This window comes from Paenibacillus tundrae (assembly GCF_036884255.1).
Taxonomy (GTDB): domain Bacteria; phylum Bacillota; class Bacilli; order Paenibacillales; family Paenibacillaceae; genus Paenibacillus.
The window spans coordinates 6,051,220-6,072,822 of sequence record NZ_CP145605.1 but is presented as its reverse complement, the minus strand read 5'-3'; the positions used below and the strand labels follow the sequence as shown (position 1 = coordinate 6,072,822).

Sequence of the window (21,603 nt, the reverse complement as noted above, 5' to 3'; positions counted from 1 at the left end):
TTCCTTCATCATTATTGTGTGATCTTAATGCTGCCTGAAGTTGCTCTTGCCTTGATTACATCTGTGCTGGTCATCGGGGATTCCGGAATGTTAATATCTCCCGAAGTAACCTTAACATCATAGAAACCTGCAAATTCAGGTGCGGCTTTGATGGTAATATCGCCAGATTGCCCTGACACATCAATCGGGGCTACAGTCGTCTGCTCAATTCTTACCGTTCCTGAGGTAAACGTTACATTAGCTGCACCTGCGAGTTCTTTAATCTGAAAATCGCCGGATGTCAGATCACTGGTGACATTTCCAGTAACAGCGTCCATCTTGAAGCTGCCTGAGGTCATTTTCACATTCATATCGCCTTCGATCCCTGAGCCAGAGATATCTCCAGAGGTAAGACTAAGTTCAATGCGGGGGACGGTAATGTCCTTCAATCGAAGTTCGCCAGATGTATTCGTGATATCCAGTGTGTTGGCATGCAGTCCTGCTAGGTTGTAGTCCGTGGAGGAAGAAGTGAGCTTCACTTCATCTAGCGTATGCCCTTCAGGAATGGCAACGGTTAAGGTTGGCTTCGAGTTGCTCCAATTGAAATTGAAAAATTCAATGCGGACACGATCGGGTTTGACGAGATTGAACGTACCACCGGATAATGTAGCATTCTCCAGACTTTCAATGCTTTCCTTATCCCATTTGCCCTCTGCTTCAATATAGCCCTCAGATTCAGGACTCACAATGAATTGAATGTTGGCATTGAGATTGGCATCAATCAGCAGCCGCTGCAATTCATCATTCTTAAAGTCCCATCGTTTGGAATAGTCTTCACGTTGATTCCCGAATTCAACACCGTATACCGATACGCCAACCAGACCAATCAGAATACATAACAAGGCTGTGACGAACCATTTTTTTGTAGTCATCCATTATACTCCCCTTGTATCGTTTTTTTGTTCCATCTTACGTATTGAAGTGTCACGGAGCTGAAGGCTTTGAAAAGGTATTTGGCCAACATAGCAAACAGAATGCCTATACCACAGGCTGCAACCGAGAAGAACAGCTTCGAGGGCACATATTCTCCAAAGAATAAGACATCAATCACAGCAGCTATAGGCGTTAAGGCGAGAAGAGAGAAGCCAGCAACCGTGAGCCAGACGGACCACAAGAGTAGTCCAAGCGGGAGACCTAACATGAGATTTAGGAAAAAGAGTCCGATCCCAGTGAACACATTACGTGCCGTTGTACTGCTCTGTGGTGGAGGGGCGTTCGTTGGCATAACACTATAGGCATGGTCCGTAAACATCGTATCCATGACATACCGGTCACCAAGTGCCTCACGTGCGATTTCCTCTGGTTGCCCAAGCTCGCGGGCAATGTCTTCCTCCGTGCGTCCATCCACAAGCCCAAGCTCAAAATGCTGTTCGTAGTCAGCAAGTAACTCTGCTCGTTCTTGCGGGTCCATAGCGCTAAGCTGCAGCTCCATAAGTTGCATAAATTGTTGTTTATTCATTCGAGTTACCATCCTCAATAAGATGTGCGACATTACGCACAAATTCATTCCATTCATTGGTGAGGGTATCCATGTAAACACGACCTTCATCAGACAACTTATAGTACTTGCGTGGAGGCCCCTCCGTTGATTCCTGCAAATAGGTCGTACAGTAGCCATCATTCACAAGCCTGCGTAGAAGCGGGTATAGTGCACCTTCGGCCACTTCAATATGTTTGGAGACCGCCTGAGCCAGTTCGTAGCCATAACGATCCTGACGGTTGATTAGCACCAGGACGCATAGCTCCAATACTCCTTTTTTGAACTGGATATTTACATTCACACAGGTTCCTCCTTCATTCCGTATTCAATCACTAGTGTGTATTGTTCAGTAGCTGTGGATATAGAATAGCACTCAGTACTGTATAATGCAAGGTAGTGATTTTAAAATAGTTCTGGAACACAGCTTTATGCTGTACGTTCTCGTGCTAATGATAGATTCTAATCCAATCTATTATACTAAATGTAAATTTATGTATGTATGATCTATTACCTCAGTATACGCAAAACCCGGATAAGATGCCTCCGTCTGAAGACGGAACTCTATCCAGGTCTGCATACTGATTTTTGCTAGCGCATCAAGGGAAAGTGACGCAGCAGGGTGTGAAAAGGCCGTAACAGATGTATTTCAGCGAGTTTTGAGACACGTCCTAACACAGCTTTATTCCGTTGCTTCGAGCACTTTGAGATCCTTGACTGCAGGCCCCTCGATGACTTCCCCTGCATAATTAAATCGTGAACCATGGCATGGGCAATCCCATGAGCGTTCGCCTTCATTCCATTCCACTTCACACCCAAGGTGGGTGCAGGTGGTATCAACCAGGAAGAGCTTTCCGGAAGCATCTTTATATGCTCCGGCACGTTTGCCATCATGACGGACAACTGAGCCTTCATCATTGCCGAGCTCATTCACATGTTTGTGCACGATGCCTACTTTGCCAGAGATTAATTCTTTGGCAACATTAACATTTTCCACAATAAAATTCTTGATACCTGGATCACTCTTGAATCTTGCTGGATGGAATATCTCAGCATGTGGATTCTCTACACCCGTAATTCGATCGGCAAGCAGACGCCCGGCCATCGTACCTGTGGTCATACCCCATTTGGCAAAACCGGTAGCTACGTAGACACGCTCATGTCTTCCGGTGATTGGACCGATGTAAGGAACCTTATCGAGTGAGATGAGATCCTGTGCAGACCAGCGGAACGGGATGTTGCGAATGCCATAAGTATCTGCGGCGTAGCGTTCTAACCGCTCGTAATGACCAAATGTACAGATGCCTTGACCGGTTTTATGGTTCTCTCCGCCAAAGAGAATCAATTCTTTTCCTTCATGCAGGACAGCACGCAATGAACGGGATGGTTCATCATCAGAGATGTACATACCGCCAGCAAAGGATTTTAACGGCTCGACGGCTAGAGCATAAGATCGCTCGGCATGAAGTCTCGTAAAATAAAAACCAGGATCATACACCGGAAAATGGGAGGCAACAACCACATGCTCCGCTGTAACCGAAGGGCCATTCCCATAGGTTCTAACATGCAGAGCAGCGTCTTCTTCCACATCCGTTACCGTTGTATGCTCGAAGATGCGAACTCCATTTTTCACAGCGGAGTCCAGTAGAAAATGCAGGTAAGCTAGTGGATCAAAGCGAGCTTGTCCTGGCATCTTGATGCCTGCTCTTGATGGAACATCAATAGGGAGTGGATCCACCCATTGACCAGGGATATCGAGCTTCCCATAGGCTGTCAGCTCAATCTCAAGCTTCTTCAAGTTTTCTTCGGATTGGATATACACGTAAGCATCCTCGTCGGCCCACTGACAATCAATCTTGTGTGACTTCACCAGCTCACGCATCCAGCTTGCAGCCTTCGCATTACCTTCATAGTACATACGTGCCTGTTCGTGTCCGAAGTGCTGCATTAACTCGTTGAATATGACGCCATGCTGTGCAGATACCTTCGCCGTGGTGTGTCCAGTTGTTCCATCCAGCACCTTACCTGCTTCCAGAACCACAACACGCAGCCCTTTTTGGGATAGCAAATATGCTGTTGTGATACCTGCAATCCCTGCACCGATAATGGCTACATCCGCTGTTGTATCTTCTTCCAGTTTGGGATATGAATCGAAGGCGTGCGTAGCTCTCCATAGGGATTCCGGGATGGGAGGCAGTCCCACCGGGGGTTGTTGCTGATCACTCATATCTATTCCTCCTGTATCTTCTCTTAAATCCATGGGTTCTAGATGTAAAGGCGCAGTAAATCAACCTTCTACCATGATTGCCACACTAAGCGAGAAAAAAACAATACATGACGGACTTTCCGAGGAATATTCATATTTTCCTGTGGTAACCTCTATTTTTTTTGATGAACATACTATATGATAAGAGTATTATCGAAATCGTTTTAGGTAATTTATTTTATAGTGGAAAAAGGGTAACAAAACATAGGGTGTATAAGGACTTCATTGTTCATATACCTATCCATTAGGTACAATTGAGTAGATATGCTTTCACTTATTATGTATTCGCTATCATTTTGAACTCAAAGGAGATTCCATACGATGACCAACCAAACAAAATATCCTTTTCAAGATACGTCATTAGAACTAGACTCCCGCGTGAAAGACCTTGTATCCCGTCTAACCGAAGATGAGAAAATTGAATCCATGTTACAGTATCAGCCAGCGGTAGAACGACTCGGTGTTGCTGCATATAAACATGGTACTGAAGCTGCTCATGGTTTGGCATGGCTGGGGGAAGCAACATCGTTCCCACAACCGGTAGGGCTGGCATGTACATGGGACACCGATCTGATGAAAGAGATCGGCTCCGTTATCGGGGACGAGGCACGTGTATTTTATAAACGCAATCCAGCAGTGAACGGTCTTACGCTCTGGGCGCCGACGGTTGATATGGAGCGTGATCCACGTTGGGGACGGAATGAGGAAGCATATGGCGAAGACCCTGAACTTACAGGAGAGCTGTCTACAGCACTTGTTAAAGGGATTCAAGGTGACCATCCGAAGTATTACAAGGCAGTTGCAACGCTGAAGCACTTCCTTGCGAACAATAATGAAGTAGATCGTGGCAGTGGCTCGTCCAGCATTGATCCGCGTAATATGCGTGAATATTACCTGAAAGCGTTTGAGAAGCCATTCAAAGAAGGTGGCGCGCAGTCCATGATGACGGCATATAACTCCATCAACGGTACGCCGGCTCTATTACATCCTTATGTGAATGAGATTGTTAAGGGTGAATGGGGAATGGATGGTTTTGTTGTCAGCGATGCAGGCGATGTGATGGGAATTAAGAATGATCATAAGTACTATGATTCGCATACACCAGGTACCGTAGAGTCGGTCAAAGCAGGGATCGACAGCATTACCGATGATGCTGATCTGTCCAAGCAAGCTCTTCGCGAAGGGTTGGAGCAGGGCATACTTGCATGGGAGGATATCGACCACGCGCTATTCAACACCTTCCGTGTTCGCTTCCGTCTAGGTGAGTTCGATCCAGAGGAAGGCAACCCGTATGCATCCATTGGAGAAGAAGCGATGATGACGGACAAAGCCAAAGCGTTGTCACTGAGAGCAGCAAGAGAGCAGGTTGTATTGCTCAAAAACGAGAATGGCACGTTGCCATTGGACAAAACCAAAGCGGGCAAAGTGGCGGTCATTGGTACACTGGGCGGCACCGTATATCGAGATTGGTATGCAGGCACCATGCCATATAGTGTCTCACCACTAGAGGCGATTCAGAGCAAAGTGGGCAGCGACAACGTGCTCTTCCAGGATGGAAATGATCGAATTACGCTGACTTCCGTAGCGAACGGCAAGGCAGTTGGTCTGGCTGAAGAGGAGAATTCACCACTAATTGCTTCCGGAGAAGCAGATACTTTTACGCTTACGGACTGGGGATTTGGCAGCTACACGCTGCAATCGGAACGCAATGGTAAATATGTGACCACGGATGAAGAAAAGGTAACGGCATCTGCGAACGAAGTATACGGCTGGTTCGTGAAGGAAGTATTCCATCTGTTGCCACAGCCTGACGGTAGCGTAGGCTTAACGACATGGAATGGCAAGACGGTAACTGCACCGAACGATGGGAACGATGCATTCGCCGTTTCGGAAGAGCTGAAGTCCTTTGGCAGAGCGGAGACATTCCAGAAGGACGTCGTTGTGAATGGTGTGGAAGAAGCGGTTGCAGCAGCGAAGGAAGCGGAAACGGCTATTGTATTTGTAGGTAATAACCCGCTGGTGAACGGCAAAGAAGAGATCGACCGTCCAAGTCTGGATCTGGCCGAATCCCAGCAACGCTTAGTGGAAGCCGTGTATGCTGCTAATCCGAATACGATTGTTGTCATTGTAGGCAGCTATCCGTTCACTTCCAATTGGGTGCAAGAGAACATTCCAGCCGTATTGTATACGTCTCATGCAGGACAGGAGCTAGGAAATGCACTTGCCGATGTACTGTATGCCGATTACGCTCCAGCAGGTCGTCTGAACATGACATGGGTACAGTCCGCAGATCAACTTACAGATATTAAAGACTACGATATTATTCAATCAGGCCGTACGTATCAATATTTTGAAGGAAATGTATTGTATCCGTTCGGACATGGATTGACGTATGCAGCATTCAAATACAGCAATCTAGAGCTGACACCTGCACAGGCAGGAACAGAAGATGATATCACGGTAACAGTGGATGTCACGAACACGGGCACAATCGCGAGCGATGAGGTTGTACAATTGTATGTACGTGCAGGCAAATCTCGTGTGAAACGTCCGCTCAAAACGTTAAAAGGATTCCGTCGCCTTCATATTGAAGCCGGAGCAACCGTTAACGTGAGCTTCAAGCTTCCGGTTCAAGAATTGGCCTTCTGGGACGTGACTCAGGATCGCTATGTGGTGGAGTCTGGAACCTATGCAATTATGGTGGGAAAATCCTCTTCGGATATTCAGCTTGTTGCCGATCTGACGGTTGAGGGAGAGACAATTCCAGCCCGAAACTTGAGTGTCTCCACACGAGCTGAGAACTATGATGCGTACCTCAGTGTAGATCTGGATGAGAGCAAAGAAGGCGGAACAGCTATCCGCGCGCTTGGAAAACAGGGATGGGTTCTGTATAAGGATGCAGATCTCGGCAGTGAAACGACTGAACTGGAAGCGCGCGTATCCTCCGAACAGGAAGGTGCTGTAGTGGAAGTTCGATTGGGTGCCCCTGACGGTACATTGGCAGGGCGTACTGAGCTGGCACAAGGCGGAGCCCAACAATGGTCTTCGGTGAAAGCTGAGCTTAAGGGTGCAACAGGCGTACAGGATGTATATATCCTGTTATCAGCCGGAGTGCGTCTCAGCCAATTTCAGATTCGATAATTGCGCTGAATCCTATTAATCTAATGCAAAGAACCTTCGAAACCACGTGTATGGTGGGCTCGAAGGTTCTTTTTGTATGGCTTATATAACACATGAGAATTGTAGTTGGATCATTCTAAAATGTGCCTTATAGGCAAGGCTGCTTTAATCATCAAATCAATTTGCTATTGTGCTTCCGTTTTAATAATTTTATCAATAAATTGTTTGAGCTGTTGATTGGTTGCATTTAATTCATCGATCGTCGTCATAAAATTGTTAACGAGTTCTGCCTGTTCTTGCGAACTGGCACTAATCTCACCAATCTCATTTTCCATTCCCTGTATCGATTGCCGAACAGCTAGAAGAGATTCTTCAATGCGAGTGGTTGCATCCTTGGTATCTACAGACAGCTTGCGAATCTCCTTAGCAACGACTCCAAATCCTGCACCTGCCTCGCCTACACGAGCAGCTTCAATGGCCGCATTTAAGCCAAGCAGGTTCGTCTGCTCGGATATTTCGCGAATAAAGCTGGCAACCTGATTGACGTTACTCGATTTCTGCACCGCTTCTTTGGAATTGTTCAAAATCTCCTCCGTCGTGGCACTAAGTTCTTCCGAGTGTGCAGCGACATGCTGTACGCTGTCCATGAGTTGGCTAGTAAGGTTGTCAGCTGCATCCATAAGTTGTTGAAGCTGATCTTGGTCATCCATGCTATACAGGATGTTTAACAGAGCCAGGATGTTCCCTTGAGTATCTTTGATGGGAATAAAAGCAACATCAAAAGGGATTCCGAATAACTCTTTAGGATAGTGATCCCATCGTTTCTCTGTACCGCCTTTCAGATCTTGAAAATTCGTATTGGATTCCAGCAGAGGGTCTCCAGCTTGGTAATTCAGTTGCTTCAGTGATTCTCCCGCAGAAAAATACAAAAATTTCTCATGATCGATAATGGAAAGGGTTACATCTTGACGCATGGCCACTCGAAAATAAGGCATAACTGCAATTAGTGCTTGAACAATATCCATATGTAATGATCCTCCTAAATGACTTCAAATGAAATACCAGCAATAGTTTTAGTACATGTTTATATTATATATCGTCACTTAAGAGAGTGAATAGTAGGTCAGAACAGATATTGCGTAAAACTTATGAGGTATACCTATATAAGAAAAAAAGACCGTTACGATGCATCCATCTGCAAGGTAACGATCTTCTCGTTCATTTGTGTTGCTCTCACATCAATAATTCGTTGGTTACGGCTACCGCGATAAACTAAAGAAACATCTCGTTCGGCGGCGACATAACGCCCATCGATAATGACGTCACATAATTCGGCTAGTGCTGCCCGAGACGGCTCCAGCACCAGTTCTTCATACGTAAATCCGGTGTATGCCCAGACAGACAGGTCGGGGCGTCGTGCTCGAAATTGTTGAACCCAAGGGATCAGATCGGCTGCCGAGAAAAAAGGGTCGCCACCACATAAGGTTACGCCATCCAGCAGAGGGTGGGTTGTAACCTCATGCATGATTTCCTGCTGCTTCTCCTCCGTAAACGGCTCACCTGAGCGAAAGCTCCATGAGTCTGGGCTGAAACAGCCTGAACAAGCATGGCGACAACCACTGATGAACAACACTGCACGTAAGCCGGGGCCTTCATTGACGGATTCAGGGATGTAACCGTGCAGGTTCACTTATGCTTCACCCGATCTCGAACTTCAGCTTGTTTGGCACCATTGAATCGCACTTTGTAATCCCCGGTGAGATAACCGGTAACCCGGCGTAGACGTTGGAAATGCATGTTGTTCTCGTGAATGCCACAGTTTGGGCAGCTCTCTCCAATGACACCTTCATAGCCGCAAGATGGGCAGCGATCAATGGGATGATTGATGGAGAAGTAGCCAATATCTTGTGCCAATGCATATTGCACAATTCGCTGGAAAGCCTTCGTGTTGGCTCGCACATTCCCATCAAGCTCAACATAGGAGATTGCTCCAGCGTTACATAGTGTATGGAAAGGTGCCTCAAGTTCAATCTTGCGGTAGGCAGGTAGATTGTAATATACAGGCACATGGAACGAATTCGTGTAATACTCACGGTCATTAACACCTGCAATCGAACCGAATCGCTTACGATCAATCGTTGTGAATTTACCGGATAAACCCTCGGCAGGTGTAGCGAAAAGCGTAATGTTCAAGTTATGTAGTTCACTCATTCGGTCGCAGAATTCACGCATCGTACGAATGACATTTACTGCTTCTTGATGAATATGAGGATCTTGACCATGGTGTCGTCCATATAGGGCAGTCATACACTCCGCAAGACCGATGAAACCAATCGATAATGTACCATGTTTCAAGAGATCAGCCACCGGTTCATCGGGATCTAATTGTTTACCACCTTCCCATACACCCTCACGCATCATAAAGTCCGAGGCTTTAGCTGGCTGCGCCTTCTGAATCAGATATCGATGAAGCAGACCTGAAGCTGCTTGCTCCATAACCGATTGAAGTGCAGCATAGAAGCCTGTCCGATCGGCTACAGCGCGTGTTCCCTGACAGATGCCGAACCGAATACCTAGTTTAACCAAGTTGATCGTATTGAAGGACAGATTACCTTTTCCACTCTGACGGTTACGTCCGAACCGATCTGCCAGCGTACGTGTACGGCAGCCCATCGTAGCGATAATGGTGTCCGGGTCGTCTGGCTGATAGAACGGCAGATTGAACGAAGCATCCACATTAACGAAGTTAGGGTACATACGGCGCGAAGAACAGGTGACGGCAAGCTGGAATAGATCATAGTTGGGCTCTCCAGGAGCCTGATTAACCCCTTGTTTGCACTGGAAAATATGCTGCGGGAATACAGGTGTCTCCCCGTTTCCTAGACCACGGATGGTCGCTTCTAGCAACGAGCGAGATACGAGTCGTCCTTCGGCCGATGTGCAGATTCCGTAATTAAGTGATGTGAACGGAATTTGTCCTCCAGCACGGCTGCTCATAGTATTAAGGTTATGGATCAATGATTCAGCAGCTTGTTCGGTCTCTAGGATCGTCTCATCCATGGCAAAATCATAGGCACGTGGGCATTGCTCCTGTGCTTCGGCACTATCCAGATACAGTTGCTCATCCGGAATGTAAGCATGCTCTCCAAAGAGCCGTTGCCCTTTACGATAATGCTTCCGGAAGGAGCGTCGCACATAAGGTGCAAGATCCCAATCTATTTTATTGGCAGATACACCGCCATATTGGCTATTTTGTTGAGACTGAAAAATAATAGCTACCAATGCCATCGCTGACATGATCGTCTGGGGAGTACGGACTGAACCGTTACCCGTATTGAAGCCAGAGGCGAGCAGTCGGTCAAATGGAATGAAGATACAGTTGGTTGTGCCAAGTCCATACTGATCAAGGTCATGAACATAGAGGTCTCCATGCTCCACAGCTTGTGCGAGCCCTTCGGGCAGGACATGGCGAACAGCATGCCACTTTGCTGTCTCTGAACCGAGCCGGCTCATTTTTCCACTAAATGAATCTCCATTCAGGTTGGCATTCTCCCTTAACGTATCCGCATCCTCAGCCCCAATTATTCGTCTGCCAAGGTCAGAAAGTAGGTCGTTTGCTGGTGGAGAGGCACATTCAAGCATATTCATTTAAGGTTCCTCCTATAATGAGAGTATATATTGGCTAAGCCTGATTAAATACTACATGTAGTTTTTCATTATCCAGTTATAAACTATATATGGATTTTTGGGTGTGATAATGATCACATCGTAATCGTGGCTGAACAGAAGATGTGCTTGTAGAATGTGGATAAAGGTTTCCAAAGTTGAATTCGAAGAGTATAATTTCTTTTTATGCTACACCGCGTCAAAACATCTCGCTCACGGACACAGAATCTAGGAGCAATGGTAGATGATTATCGGCCATTCCTAGCGTGGAGATCCAGCGAAACAGGAGCTTCTCAGAAAGAGCAGCCATCCTGAAATCGCCTGTGTGATTCTTCTGAATGTCCGTGGTGTTAAAACATATATGTACAGGTTGTGACAACTGGTTCAGGAGTTTTTTTTACCCTCATATATCTTTATGGATTGATTCTAATTTGAAGCGCAGCTTAGACAAGAGGGGTGAGTCATGGGAACCACAGGTGTTGCAAGGGGCTTTTATGAAAATATACAGGAAGCTGCGACCCACATCGTGGACGTATTAAGTGGGATTCTGCAGGTAAATACCATCTTCGTTGCCAGCAATGATGGCATGACGAATGTGATTCTTGAGGCATTTAACCGCCATGAGCAGTTGGTCACTAAAGGTAGCGAGCTTCCATTTGAGACATCCTACTGTAGTTTGGTTTTGCAAGATAAAAGCAGTGAGCTAACCATTAAAGATACGGCGCAGCATCCATTAACACGTTTTATGGATGTGACGGATGGTTTGGGGAGTCGATTCTTCATCGGAGTCCCTATTTTGCGGCGATCGGGTGATGCGTTTGGCACCATATGCCTAATGGACAACCCGGATTACCAACTAAACGAAACGGATATGAAAACACTAAAAGCAATGGCTGTTTTTCTCGGATACGTCATTGATCTCGAAGATAGCCTGTTGGTGCAGGAGCAGAAGCTGAGTGATACGGAACAACTGAAGGCACAGTTGCAAGCAGAGAAGGAACGAGCCGAGTCCGAGGCCATGACCAAAACGCAGATGCTTGCGTTAATGAGCCACGAAATCCGCAATCCATTGAACGGGATTCTGGGGTTGACGGATCTCATGCGGACGCCAGATATGCCCGAAGAGCATCTGGAGTATGTGAACATGATTGAGACAAGTGGCAATATATTATTATCCCTACTGAACAACATGATGAACTTCAACATCAATGATACTGGCAAAACGGTTGTACACGATGATCCATTTGATCTGGTGTCTACCATTGAGAATACGGTGTATCTTCATGTTGGACAGGCAATCAGCAAGGGCATTGAGGTTGGTTTGAACCTGGAGATGAATGTATCCCAAGTATTTGTAGGGGATGAGATCAAGATTGGGCAATTGCTGGCACATGTGCTGCAATACGCTATTGACTATACACGTACTGGTTCGGTGCTAATCACGGCCGTTGTGGATGAAGAGAGTACAGGTTCGGACAACCAAGCTGTACTCCTGTTGAATGTGAAGTATAGCGGCAAGATGCTGCCTGCGGACAAGATGCGACAGGTGCTTCATACTTCAGACGGCAGTATCAGCACACAGCGGATCGTTGGTACGAATCTGGGGTTAGCAGTGAGTCAGAATCTGGCGATTCTGATGAATGGCAGTATTCAGATCAACAGCTTAGGGGAAGACGAGACGGAATTCCAGATTAGGCTGCCACTGCTTAGACATTGGGAGTTACCTCAGCTTACCAGCATCCAGCAGCGATTGAAGGGAACGAAGGTGTTACTTGCCAAAGACCCGGACATCTTGCAGGGTGTATCTTCCTTGATGCGAAGATGGAAGATGGATGTGCATATGACCTCAGGCTCAGCAGAGGCATATAGCTGGATGGAAGAAGGCTTCAGTCCGGATGTAGCGGTAATTGATATGGGATTGGTCGAAGGTGGTGCGGTCGATTTCGTGCATAACCTGAAATCTCGTGCTCACGCACTGCCGATTATCGTACTCGTGCCCTATGGTATGCATATTAACCCCCAAGAGGCAGAAGTATTTGACGCCGTTCTAACGAAACCCGTGAGACAGGCTGATCTATTGAACGCATTAAGCGTCATCTTGCACTAGAGATCGATATATAAGATATACAGCGCATCTGTTCATCAGGTGCGCTTATTTCTTTTTGGAGTCTGGTCAAAATGATTCGTTTAACGTGTATAGTTGCGTTACAATAGAAAGGGAACGTCATCATAAAGATTTATACAAGGAGGATGTGCAATCAATGGAGTATCGCAGATTAGGTGGAAGCGGACTGAAAGTAAGCGAAATCAGCTTGGGTAGCTGGCTGACATACGGAGGATATGTGGAACGTGAAAATGCGGTGAAATCGATTGAAACCGCATTCGATGAAGGTATTAACTTTTTTGATACAGCTAACGTGTATGAGCGTGGCGCAGCAGAGGAGCTACTGGGTCAGACGTTGAAAGCGTACTCTCGTGATTCTTATGTTCTGGCAACAAAAGTATTTGGCAAAATGGGCGACGGTCCTAATGACCAGGGATTATCCCGCAAACATATTATGGAGCAATGTGACGCGAGCTTGAAGCGTCTTGGAGCCGATTATGTGGACATTTACTATTGCCATCGCTACCATACAGAAACACCGATTGAAGAGACACTGCGCGCGCTAGATGATCTGGTACGTCAAGGTAAGGTGCTGTATGTAGGTGTCAGCCAATGGACGGCAGCTCAGATGGAGGCGGCGCTAGGTACAGCAGATCGTTTATTATTGGATCACATCGTGGTGAACCAACCGGTATATAATATGTTTGATCGATACATCGAGAAGGAGATCATTCCACTAGGTGAACAAAAAGGCATTGGACAAGTTGTTTACTCCCCGCTTGCTCAAGGCTTATTGACCGGGAAATACACGTCGATATCGGATATTCCTGAGAATAGCCGTGCAGCCAAGCTCGGCTGGGACGAAGGCAAGATTAATGCAGATCGAATCGGTAAAGTTCGCCAACTAATCGAGGTGGCAGACAAGCTAGATCTGAAGGTGGGTCAACTGGCACTTGCTTGGATTTTGCGTCAACAAAACGTATCTAGTGCACTTGTAGGCGCAAGTCGTCCAGAACAAGTGAAGGAGAACGTTGTAGCTTCCGGTGTGAAGCTGGATGCAACCATTATTGAAGAGATCGAGCAAATTTTGGCTTAATATGAAGTGGCCTATCGGCTTCTGAACGATATGAAATGAAGAAAGGGATGCACTCTCAAGCCGTCTAGATGGACGGACGAGAGGACATCCCTTTTAATCTTATTCGTGATCGGAAGGTTACTCTGTCATCGGAGTGGTAAGTGTAAGATTCTTTAGTTCATTTGTATAACGAGACACTATAACCTATGTTGCACAGGAAGTGGCAGTGAGCGCTTCTTCATAACACATACCCGATTCCGTCCTGTATTTTTGGCCTCGTACAAGCCACGATCCGCCTGTTCGAAGAAGTCATCGTCATCTTTGTCGTCGCAGTTATCTGGAAACACGGCCACACCGATTGAAACGGTTAGACGTGTTGTATTTCCGTCGGGAAGAGAAAAGAGATATCTCTCCACAGCCTTCCGTATCCGTTCCGCAACGGCCAGAGCTTGTTGCTGATCGCAATCGACCAGCAAAATGGCAAATTCCTCGCCCCCGTTACGGGAGACAATGTCCACAGGGCGTGCATGTTCAATGAGAAGCCGCCCCAGTTGCTTCAGAACGGCATCACCTGAGGTATGGCCGAACGTGTCATTTACTCTTTTGAAGCGATCGATATCAATCACCAGTAAGGACAATTTCTTCTGATGTTCTCGAGCATATTCCAGTTGGAATTTAAGTGATTTCTCAAATTGAAGCCGGTTATTCAAGCTCGTCAGATGATCGGTTGAAGCCCTTCGTTCCAGCGTAAATAACAATTCATTCGATTTGTTAATAAATTCGGCAATAAAGTAAATAAAGATTCCGCCGATGAATGAGATGGTTAATTGCACGGGATATATTTTCATAAATTCATTAATGCTTGTTGTATTCATCAGTAGAATAATAAAAATTAATGCCATAGAAAATAAGTTCATCGTCAAGATTTTAGTTAATCTAGACCAAGAAGCATAAGAGAAATATACCCCAGCTAGACCGATGAGGACCATGACAAATGCTGCATCTATAGCAGAGGAGGATAGACCAAAGATCACTACACGCAGGATGGAGATTACGAGTCCTGAGATGAAGGAGGCCATTCCACCTAAATATACGGCGGCTGTTATGATCGCAAGATGTCTTAGATCTACAATCGTACTTTCATTGATGCTGAAGGAATAATTCATGAGTACTGTACCATATATACCGAACAGGATACCCCCGATCAGTTGCACACGTATGGATGGAAAGGGAACACGGATGCTATAGAATTTAGCGATAATCCCGGACACGTACATAAATGTGATCATGATACAAAGATTAACAAAGAACGTGCTGAACAATGAGCATCCCCCCTTTACACACATTGTTATATTTTATCTGAAAACGAAGCTAGTAGCGAACCATTTTATCCCAAATAGTGGATGTGAGTACTGGGAATTATAGAAAATTCGTTGAATTCTAGAGTAGCCACTGATGTTGACTTCATTATACATTAAGATTTATACTTAATCTAAATCAAAATGTTTCTGTGTGTCACAGTATTTATAGACTGTGTCCTTCTATAGAATGGGAATAAAGGAGAATGGCTTGTGAGAACCCTAAATCTGACTATACAACGACAGGCCGTGTATGATGTAGTCCGTCATTCAGAGGATCATCCTACAGCGGCAGACGTAATGAACCGTCTTGTAGAGCAAGGTTATAACCTTGCCTATGGTACGGTATATAATTCACTTCGCTATTTAACGGATAAAGAATTGATTCGGGAGCTTAAACTCGGTGAGACGGCAAGTCGTTACGATGCCCGAATGGACGACCATCAACATATTATGTGTGAAGTTTGTGGTAAAGTGGACGAGGTTATGACGGAGGTCCCCGCACAATGGATGAAGCAGGTGGCTGAAGAAACCGGATATGCAATTGACCACGCTCATGTGGTCTTTGGAGGTGTCTGCGGGGAATGCAAAAACAAACGGATCAAGTAAAAATCAACCTGTCTGGTCGGCGTTTACCACTTCGGGTGAAGCCGGCTCTGACAGATCCAGCTCCATTGGCAGAAGCTTGTCCGATCACCAGGCGTGTTATTCTCATTAGCCCTATGCCAGGTCAGGTTCACGAACTTGTCAAAGCATTGACGGATAGTTGCTTCGATGTGCTTGTATTCCATCGCTGGGAACCAGATTTGCATGAACGTCTTGATTTTGATCTTCTCGTCTATGATCTTTCTGTTGCAGGAACAATTGACGCCTTTGCTGGAATCAGCAGTCGTTTGAATCGAGAAGCAGAGTATACAACGCCATGTTTGTACCTTGTAGGGGAGAAAATGATTGGCAATGCTAGCGGCCCGATGCTTCAGGAAGAGTTGTTGGTCTGGCCAGCGCGACCGCAGGAAGCTCTATACCGCGTGCAGCGGATGATCGGCAACAGCCCGGCTGTGCCGAAGCGTGGGTTTTTGCCTAAGGAAGGGCAACGGATCGGGTTCAAAGATCTATGGCTGGATCGGGAGCGGATGAGCGTGCAGCGGGATGAGGATCGAATTCATCTCACCAAGACGGAATATGATCTTTTGCTTAAGCTGATCGATGCCAAGGGCGCAGTCATTTCCCGTGAAGAGATGCTTAGCGATATTTGGGAGACAGATTTCACAGGAGGAAGTAATGTCGTCGATGTGCATATCAAAAGCTTGCGCAAAAAATTGGGCGATAACGCGGCTTCCCCCAAATATATTGTAACGGTAAGAGGAGTGGGCTACCGCCTAGCGGATTAGTCCGCTTTTTTTTGTGCCTATATGTGCGTGTTCAAAAACGACCTCTTGAACTGCCTCCATAAACATGAAGTTCGTTCATGCGAAAGCCATGTGACCCTCATCTTATGCTCATGTAAACCTCATGCAAGCGACAAAGTAGACATGTTAGAATCATTTTAACAGTTAGATCAAGTCTAAATGTATATTCGATCAAATGTTGAATATGATCTTTATCATAGAGCACAGAGCAAGCGTGAAACCAACATGAGGAGGAAAACAAGATGACAGAACGTATGACAACCAATCAAGGTGCACCTGTAGGTGACAACCAGAATTCCCGTACAGCAGGCAGGAGAGGGCCAACGTTGCTTGAGGATTATCATCTGTTGGAGAAGATCGCCCATTTTGACCGTGAACGTATCCCAGAACGTGTAGTACATGCAAGAGGTGCAGGTGCACATGGTGTATTTACGCTGGAGCACAGCATGAAGGCATATACGACCGCAGATTTCCTTCAGGAACCGGGGAACGAGACGGATGTACTCGTTCGATTCTCCACCGTTATTCATGGCACAGGATCACCAGAAACGGCTCGTGATCCACGTGGATTTGCTGTTAAGTTCTACACACGTGAAGGTAATTACGATCTTGTAGGCAATCATCTACCTGTATTTTTTATTCGTGATGCGATGAAGTTCCCTGATATGGTTCACTCATTGAAGCCTGCACCAGATACGAATATTCAAGATCCAGCGAGATACTGGGACTTTATGACTCTTACCCCAGAGTCAACGCATATGATGACATGGTTGTTCTCTGATCTGGGTACACCCGCTAATTATCGTGAGATGGATGGATTCGGCGTGCATGCGTTCAAATGGATTAATGCCCAAGGAGAGGTTCATTATGTAAAATACAAATGGGAGTCTGCCCAAGGTGTTCGTGGCTTCTCGCGTCAGGAGGTTGCCGAGGTTCAGGGACAGGACTTTAATCATGCGACTCGGGATTTACACGATCATATCAAGAACGGGCAATACCCGCAGTGGAAGCTGCAGGTACAGTTGTTAAAACCAGAGCAAATGGATGACTTTGCTTTTGATCCACTTGATCCAACCAAAACGTGGCCAGAAGACGTCATTCCATTCCAAACGGTAGGAACGATGACATTGAATCGTAATCCGCAGAATTTCTTTGCCGAAGTAGAGCAAGCTGCCTTTTCACCAAGTGCTTTAGTACCAGGCATTGAGCCGTCGGAGGATAAATTGTTGCAAGGCCGTCTGTTCTCTTACCCGGATACGCAGCGCCATCGTCTGGGGCCGAATTATTTGCAAATTCCAGTGAATTGCCCGTACGCACCAGTACGCAATCACCAGCGAGATGGACTCATGAATGTGAACCAGGATCCTTCCCCGGTAAACTATGAACCGAACAGCTCTAGCAGCAGCCCACAGGAGGATGCTACCTATAGGGATAGCCGGGCTCCACTGCATGGTGAGGTTACACGGGAGAAGCTGGAGAAGACGGATGATTACACGCAGGCAGGGGAGCTGTATCGCTCATTTACTCCTGTAGAGCAGCAACATCTATTAGATAATTTGATTAATGATCTGAAGGGCGTGCCTGTAGATACTCAAATGCGTGCACTATGTCACTTCTTCCGAGCAGATGGACAATTCGGCGCTCGGTTAGCTCAAGGGCTTGGCGTAGATATTTCGGCTCATATGCCGCCACAAAATCGGTAATATGAACTAATTTTCTCATTATAGTCATAAGATAAGATATTGATATATAGACCAGGTAGAACCGCATCGCTTGCGGAACTGCTTGGTCTTCGTGCTTTTTTTGGGAATCAAGAGTCACCCTATAAGCTCTAGCCATTGCACTGAAATGGAAAACATATTTACAAATCATTTACAATAAATAGCTGACATAAAGGTTGACTTCTTACTTGATGGCACTACAATGGGTAGTGTGAGGGGTGTCGGAAATGAGAATAAATAATTTCAAAGTAGGTGAACGTGGGCTGAATCGTTTCTTTGGTCCACTGGAAGCGAAGATTATGGATATTTTGTGGGCTCGCCCGGGAAGCAGTATCCGCGAGGTTCAAGCCGCACTGGAGAAGGACAAGGATGTTAATTTCAATACGGTGATGACGGTTATGAATCGGCTCGTGGACAAGGGGCTGCTTGGCAAGACGCAGAAGGGTAGAACGTCATTGTACCAGCCAGTACAGAGCAAGGAGGAGTTCATGAACAACCAATCCAAAGAGCTGTCCCATGAACTAGTGGATGAATTTGGTGCTCTGGCGTTGAATCATATGCTGGATGCATTGGAGGAAGCAGATTCAAGTTTGATTGAACGACTGGAGCAGAAGATTAAACAATGGAAAAAGGATAGCAACTGACATGTGGAGAGCTCGCTCGAAGCTACTGTTTACCGTCGGCATTGGCATTCCGTTGTTTGTGTTCATGCAGATGTTTATGTACGCGATGTACAAAATTTTCGAGTGGGATATCCCGTTTAATCTACTCTGGCTATGCAATCACTGGATGAGCCGGTTAGGCTGGGTATCCGTAGGACATGTTCTGCTCGTGTTGGTGTGTCTCACATTTGCTGGAACAGGTTGGTTGTTATTGGATCGGATCATGCAGACACGAGCAGCAATTCAGAAGCTTCGTACGCTGGAGAATGTGGCACTGTCGAGGGAATTTGAAGCAACGTATCAACATCTGAAACGCCCAGGCTTTATTATCGTGGACAAGCGGTCACCAGTTGCATTTACGATCGGCCTCTGGAAACCTTATATTGTGTTATCTACTGGACTGCTAAGTATGCTGGATGCTGAGGAAGAAACTGCAGTGGTATATCATGAGATTCACCATCTATGGCACCGCGATCCACTAAAAACAACGTTGTTGTCGGTGTTTGCCATCATGATGCCGTACCTGCCTGTATTGAAGCATACGTCCAAGCACTACCATGTGGTTAGAGAGATTTTGGCAGATAATGAAGCTATCGAACGTACGGGTAATGCAGCGGGGATTGGCAGTGCCTTGCTCAAGCTTATCCGTGCCTATCCAGAACAATGGCATGCCGAAGGAATGGCGGCTCAATCGTCATTCGCTGATACGTCGGTCAATGTCCGTATATCTAGACTGCTGGATCCCGAACAAGATGTCAGATTGATTCTGCCACGTTATGCAGTTCTGACTTCGGCTACCGTAATCTTGTTACTTTCCGTCCTGTTTGTTTGGTCCATTGGGTGAGATACATGGAGAAGATGTCACTTGAAACGATATGAATATTTAGGAGGATGATTGATATGAATGCGAGAACCGTAGAGATCGGATTGTTCTTTTCTAGAATTATGATTGGATTGATCTTTGTATTGCACGGCTGGAGCAAATTCGAAGGTGGGATTAGCGGTACGGTAGGTTTCTTTGAGAGCATTGGTGTCCCTGGTTTCCTCGCCTCGGTTGTGGCGGTCATTGAGCTGGCTGGCGGGGCAGCGATGATCCTTGGTCTAGGCACACGTGTATTTGCTGCAGCATTTGTTGCTATTATGGTAGGTGTACTGTTCACAGCCAAAGTGGGCGCACCGTTCTTGAACGGAACCGAACTAGATTATATGCTTCTGGCAGGTTCTCTAACTTTGCTGTTTGCGGGTAGCCGCTTCTTGGCATTGGATCAGATCTTATCCAGACAGAGCAATGTACGTCAGAACGTGAGTGCATAACTTAAGCTTATGAGTCTAAAGTAAAAGTTGATTGCTATGATCTGGTAGGTTAGCAAGAATAATATCGTTATTATGTATCGTGAAAGTCAGCCTTGCCTCGCTTGTCGGAATTCCGGGTAATATTACGGGAATGAAGATAAGTGGACAAGGCTTTTTTTATTTTGGACGATGGGACTACGTTTTTGGTACAATGAGAATAAGTATGCTACTAAGAAAAAATAAGAATGTTGAGGAGGATGCGCTCCATGATTAACCTTATTCCATCTGATGCCCGTTCAAGCTTTGATCGGGGCTGGTTACGTGGTAGTCACAGCTTTTCTTTTGGAGAATATCAAGATCCTAAGAACACTGCTTTTGGTCCAATGCGCGTAGCTAACGACGATGTCATTGCTCCAGGTCGTGGTTTCGGCGCACATCCGCATAGTGATATGGAGATCGTATCGATTGTATTAAACGGTAAACTACGCCATGAGGATAATTTGGGTAATGTAGCGGTCACATCATTTGGTGGCATTCAACGGATGTCTGCGGGTAGTGGAGTCATTCACACCGAGCATAATGCTTCAGATCAGGAGGAGGTACGCTTACTCCAGCTCTGGTTTATGCCGCACACCAGAGGGCTGAAACCATCCTATGAGACGACTTCGTTTGATCCAGATGCGCTTACGGGTCAACTTGTTCCCATCGTATCTGCAGAGGGCGGGCCTCGAATTGCATCCATCCAGCAGGACATGACCATTTATCTCAGTCGTTTGAGTAAAGGGGATACGCTGTCATTTCAGCAGGCAGCTGGTCGGCGCAGCTACATTTTTGCCATTGAAGGCAAGCTTGAGTTGAACGGAGAATTCCACCTGTCTACCGGTGATACCGCTCGTGTAGAAGAGACGCCATCGTTGGAGCTTGAAGCGAGCGAGAATGTATTTTTCATGTTGATTGATCTACCTTAATGAATCGAACTGGCTTGGATAAATTCGAAGAATAGGGGATGCGTATATGACTCAGCAAGAGTGGTTTATGATTAAACATGCAGTGACAGGGCGAGGGCTGGTGAATAGTAAAACAGATACGTCGTCCTATCGGTATCAGCATGATGGAACCCACTTTATTTTTACTGTCACAGGGTTAGACAAGCAGACCGTCGAGCAGATTCTGGAGCTCAGACAGGAGCTGAATGTATTTCGATTTGTACAACGTAAAGATCAGCCCCTGGTGAAGCATTGGTATTATGTACAAGGGGACAAGGTGGAGTACAACAAGGAAAGTCAAGCACTTACTATATTTGCAGGTTCAGAGATTCGTTATGTGCCTGAAGACTATTTTGCAGACTAAACCAGTATGATCGAACGAATCAATCAGAGCGATTTAAAGTGAATGGCCGAGTTTTCGATAACG

At 46.1% G+C, this 21,603-nt stretch carries 19 protein-coding genes; 11 read left to right on the top strand and 8 right to left on the bottom strand.

Annotation, left to right across the window (positions count from 1 at the left end):
• Positions 1-11: 11 nt before the first annotated feature.
• The 4 genes from V6W81_RS27145 to V6W81_RS27130 all read right to left on the bottom strand — a co-directional run bounded on the left by V6W81_RS27145 (position 12) and on the right by V6W81_RS27130 (position 3,743).
• Complete coding sequence (locus V6W81_RS27145) at positions 12-911, bottom strand: DUF4097 family beta strand repeat-containing protein (protein ID WP_338540942.1); 900 nt, start codon at positions 909-911, stop codon at positions 12-14.
• Positions 908-1,498 carry an HAAS signaling domain-containing protein gene (locus tag V6W81_RS27140; protein WP_186380808.1) on the bottom strand — a complete coding sequence of 197 codons (591 nt, stop codon included), beginning with the start codon at positions 1,496-1,498 and terminating at the stop codon, positions 908-910. Before V6W81_RS27140 ends, V6W81_RS27145 begins: the two co-directional genes overlap by 4 nt.
• On the bottom strand, positions 1,491-1,820 hold the full coding sequence (locus tag V6W81_RS27135) for a PadR family transcriptional regulator (protein ID WP_338540941.1): 330 nt from the start codon (positions 1,818-1,820) through the stop codon (positions 1,491-1,493). Before V6W81_RS27135 ends, V6W81_RS27140 begins: the two co-directional genes overlap by 8 nt.
• Before the next feature lie 378 nt (positions 1,821-2,198).
• Positions 2,199-3,743: an FAD-dependent oxidoreductase gene (locus V6W81_RS27130; protein WP_338540940.1), complete on the bottom strand. Its 1,545-nt coding sequence runs from the start codon at positions 3,741-3,743 to the stop codon at positions 2,199-2,201.
• A 360-nt stretch (positions 3,744-4,103) separates the two neighbouring features.
• Between V6W81_RS27130 and V6W81_RS27125 the strand changes: the two genes are divergently transcribed.
• Positions 4,104-6,923, top strand: a complete 2,820-nt coding sequence (locus tag V6W81_RS27125; protein ID WP_338540939.1) for a glycoside hydrolase family 3 C-terminal domain-containing protein — start codon at positions 4,104-4,106, stop codon at positions 6,921-6,923.
• A 164-nt stretch (positions 6,924-7,087) separates the two neighbouring features.
• On the opposite strand, the gene V6W81_RS27120 is transcribed toward V6W81_RS27125, so the two are convergent.
• The 3 genes from V6W81_RS27120 to V6W81_RS27110 form a co-directional block, all read right to left on the bottom strand.
• Positions 7,088-7,927 carry a methyl-accepting chemotaxis protein gene (locus V6W81_RS27120; protein WP_338540938.1) on the bottom strand — a complete coding sequence of 280 codons (840 nt, stop codon included), beginning with the start codon at positions 7,925-7,927 and terminating at the stop codon, positions 7,088-7,090.
• 155 nt (positions 7,928-8,082) lie between these two features.
• Positions 8,083-8,592 carry an anaerobic ribonucleoside-triphosphate reductase activating protein gene (gene nrdG, locus V6W81_RS27115; protein ID WP_338540937.1) on the bottom strand — a complete coding sequence of 170 codons (510 nt, stop codon included), beginning with the start codon at positions 8,590-8,592 and terminating at the stop codon, positions 8,083-8,085.
• Complete coding sequence (locus V6W81_RS27110) at positions 8,589-10,550, bottom strand: anaerobic ribonucleoside triphosphate reductase (RefSeq protein ID WP_338540936.1); 1,962 nt, start codon at positions 10,548-10,550, stop codon at positions 8,589-8,591. Before V6W81_RS27110 ends, nrdG begins: the two co-directional genes overlap by 4 nt.
• A 481-nt stretch (positions 10,551-11,031) precedes the next feature.
• Between V6W81_RS27110 and V6W81_RS27105 the strand changes: the two genes are divergently transcribed.
• Positions 11,032-12,675 (top strand): hybrid sensor histidine kinase/response regulator, encoded by a 1,644-nt coding sequence (locus tag V6W81_RS27105; RefSeq protein ID WP_338540935.1) that lies wholly within the window; start codon positions 11,032-11,034, stop codon positions 12,673-12,675.
• Between the two features lie 154 nt (positions 12,676-12,829).
• Complete coding sequence (locus V6W81_RS27100) at positions 12,830-13,768, top strand: aldo/keto reductase family protein (protein WP_338540934.1); 939 nt, start codon at positions 12,830-12,832, stop codon at positions 13,766-13,768.
• A 176-nt stretch (positions 13,769-13,944) separates the two neighbouring features.
• Here the strand turns inward: V6W81_RS27100 and V6W81_RS27095 are convergent, their stop codons facing one another.
• Positions 13,945-15,069, bottom strand: a complete 1,125-nt coding sequence (locus tag V6W81_RS27095) for a GGDEF domain-containing protein (protein WP_145044530.1) — start codon at positions 15,067-15,069, stop codon at positions 13,945-13,947.
• Positions 15,070-15,318: 249 nt separating this feature from the next.
• On the opposite strand from V6W81_RS27095, the gene V6W81_RS27090 reads away from it, so the two are divergent.
• The 8 genes from V6W81_RS27090 (at position 15,319) to V6W81_RS27055 (ending at position 21,540) form a co-directional block, all read left to right on the top strand.
• Positions 15,319-15,714, top strand: a complete 396-nt coding sequence (locus tag V6W81_RS27090; RefSeq protein WP_056701967.1) for a Fur family transcriptional regulator — start codon at positions 15,319-15,321, stop codon at positions 15,712-15,714.
• The gene (locus V6W81_RS27085; RefSeq protein ID WP_145044528.1) at positions 15,690-16,496 is read left to right on the top strand and encodes a winged helix-turn-helix transcriptional regulator; all 807 of its coding nucleotides are present in this window, start codon (positions 15,690-15,692) and stop codon (positions 16,494-16,496) included. Before V6W81_RS27090 ends, V6W81_RS27085 begins: the two co-directional genes overlap by 25 nt.
• A 260-nt stretch (positions 16,497-16,756) precedes the next feature.
• Positions 16,757-18,217, top strand: coding sequence for a catalase (locus V6W81_RS27080; protein ID WP_338540933.1), 1,461 nt, complete (start codon positions 16,757-16,759; stop codon positions 18,215-18,217).
• A 245-nt stretch (positions 18,218-18,462) separates the two neighbouring features.
• Positions 18,463-18,879, top strand: a complete 417-nt coding sequence (locus V6W81_RS27075; protein ID WP_056701974.1) for a BlaI/MecI/CopY family transcriptional regulator — start codon at positions 18,463-18,465, stop codon at positions 18,877-18,879.
• Between the two features lies 1 nt (position 18,880).
• Positions 18,881-19,741 carry a M56 family metallopeptidase gene (locus V6W81_RS27070; protein WP_338540932.1) on the top strand — a complete coding sequence of 287 codons (861 nt, stop codon included), beginning with the start codon at positions 18,881-18,883 and terminating at the stop codon, positions 19,739-19,741.
• A gap of 56 nt (positions 19,742-19,797) precedes the next feature.
• On the top strand, positions 19,798-20,211 hold the full coding sequence (locus V6W81_RS27065; protein ID WP_145044522.1) for a DoxX family protein: 414 nt from the start codon (positions 19,798-19,800) through the stop codon (positions 20,209-20,211).
• Between the two features lie 245 nt (positions 20,212-20,456).
• Positions 20,457-21,158: a pirin family protein gene (locus V6W81_RS27060; protein ID WP_145044520.1), complete on the top strand. Its 702-nt coding sequence runs from the start codon at positions 20,457-20,459 to the stop codon at positions 21,156-21,158.
• A 46-nt stretch (positions 21,159-21,204) separates the two neighbouring features.
• Positions 21,205-21,540 (top strand): hypothetical protein, encoded by a 336-nt coding sequence (locus V6W81_RS27055; protein WP_145044518.1) that lies wholly within the window; start codon positions 21,205-21,207, stop codon positions 21,538-21,540.
• Positions 21,541-21,603 lie beyond the last annotated feature (63 nt).

Coding starts and splice junctions, on each gene's coding strand:
- V6W81_RS27080 (WP_338540933.1), top strand. CDS start 16,757: ATGACAGAACGTATGACAACCAATCAAGGTGCACCTGTAGGTGACAAC.
- V6W81_RS27085 (WP_145044528.1), top strand. CDS start 15,690: ATGCAAAAACAAACGGATCAAGTAAAAATCAACCTGTCTGGTCGGCGT.
- V6W81_RS27060 (WP_145044520.1), top strand. CDS start 20,457: ATGATTAACCTTATTCCATCTGATGCCCGTTCAAGCTTTGATCGGGGC.
- V6W81_RS27120 (WP_338540938.1), bottom strand. CDS start 7,927: ATGGATATTGTTCAAGCACTAATTGCAGTTATGCCTTATTTTCGAGTG.
- V6W81_RS27145 (WP_338540942.1), bottom strand. CDS start 911: ATGACTACAAAAAAATGGTTCGTCACAGCCTTGTTATGTATTCTGATT.
- V6W81_RS27065 (WP_145044522.1), top strand. CDS start 19,798: ATGAATGCGAGAACCGTAGAGATCGGATTGTTCTTTTCTAGAATTATG.
- V6W81_RS27140 (WP_186380808.1), bottom strand. CDS start 1,498: ATGAATAAACAACAATTTATGCAACTTATGGAGCTGCAGCTTAGCGCT.
- V6W81_RS27110 (WP_338540936.1), bottom strand. CDS start 10,550: ATGAATATGCTTGAATGTGCCTCTCCACCAGCAAACGACCTACTTTCT.
- V6W81_RS27055 (WP_145044518.1), top strand. CDS start 21,205: ATGACTCAGCAAGAGTGGTTTATGATTAAACATGCAGTGACAGGGCGA.
- V6W81_RS27130 (WP_338540940.1), bottom strand. CDS start 3,743: ATGAGTGATCAGCAACAACCCCCGGTGGGACTGCCTCCCATCCCGGAA.
- V6W81_RS27125 (WP_338540939.1), top strand. CDS start 4,104: ATGACCAACCAAACAAAATATCCTTTTCAAGATACGTCATTAGAACTA.
- V6W81_RS27070 (WP_338540932.1), top strand. CDS start 18,881: ATGTGGAGAGCTCGCTCGAAGCTACTGTTTACCGTCGGCATTGGCATT.
- V6W81_RS27105 (WP_338540935.1), top strand. CDS start 11,032: ATGGGAACCACAGGTGTTGCAAGGGGCTTTTATGAAAATATACAGGAA.
- V6W81_RS27075 (WP_056701974.1), top strand. CDS start 18,463: ATGAGAATAAATAATTTCAAAGTAGGTGAACGTGGGCTGAATCGTTTC.
- V6W81_RS27100 (WP_338540934.1), top strand. CDS start 12,830: ATGGAGTATCGCAGATTAGGTGGAAGCGGACTGAAAGTAAGCGAAATC.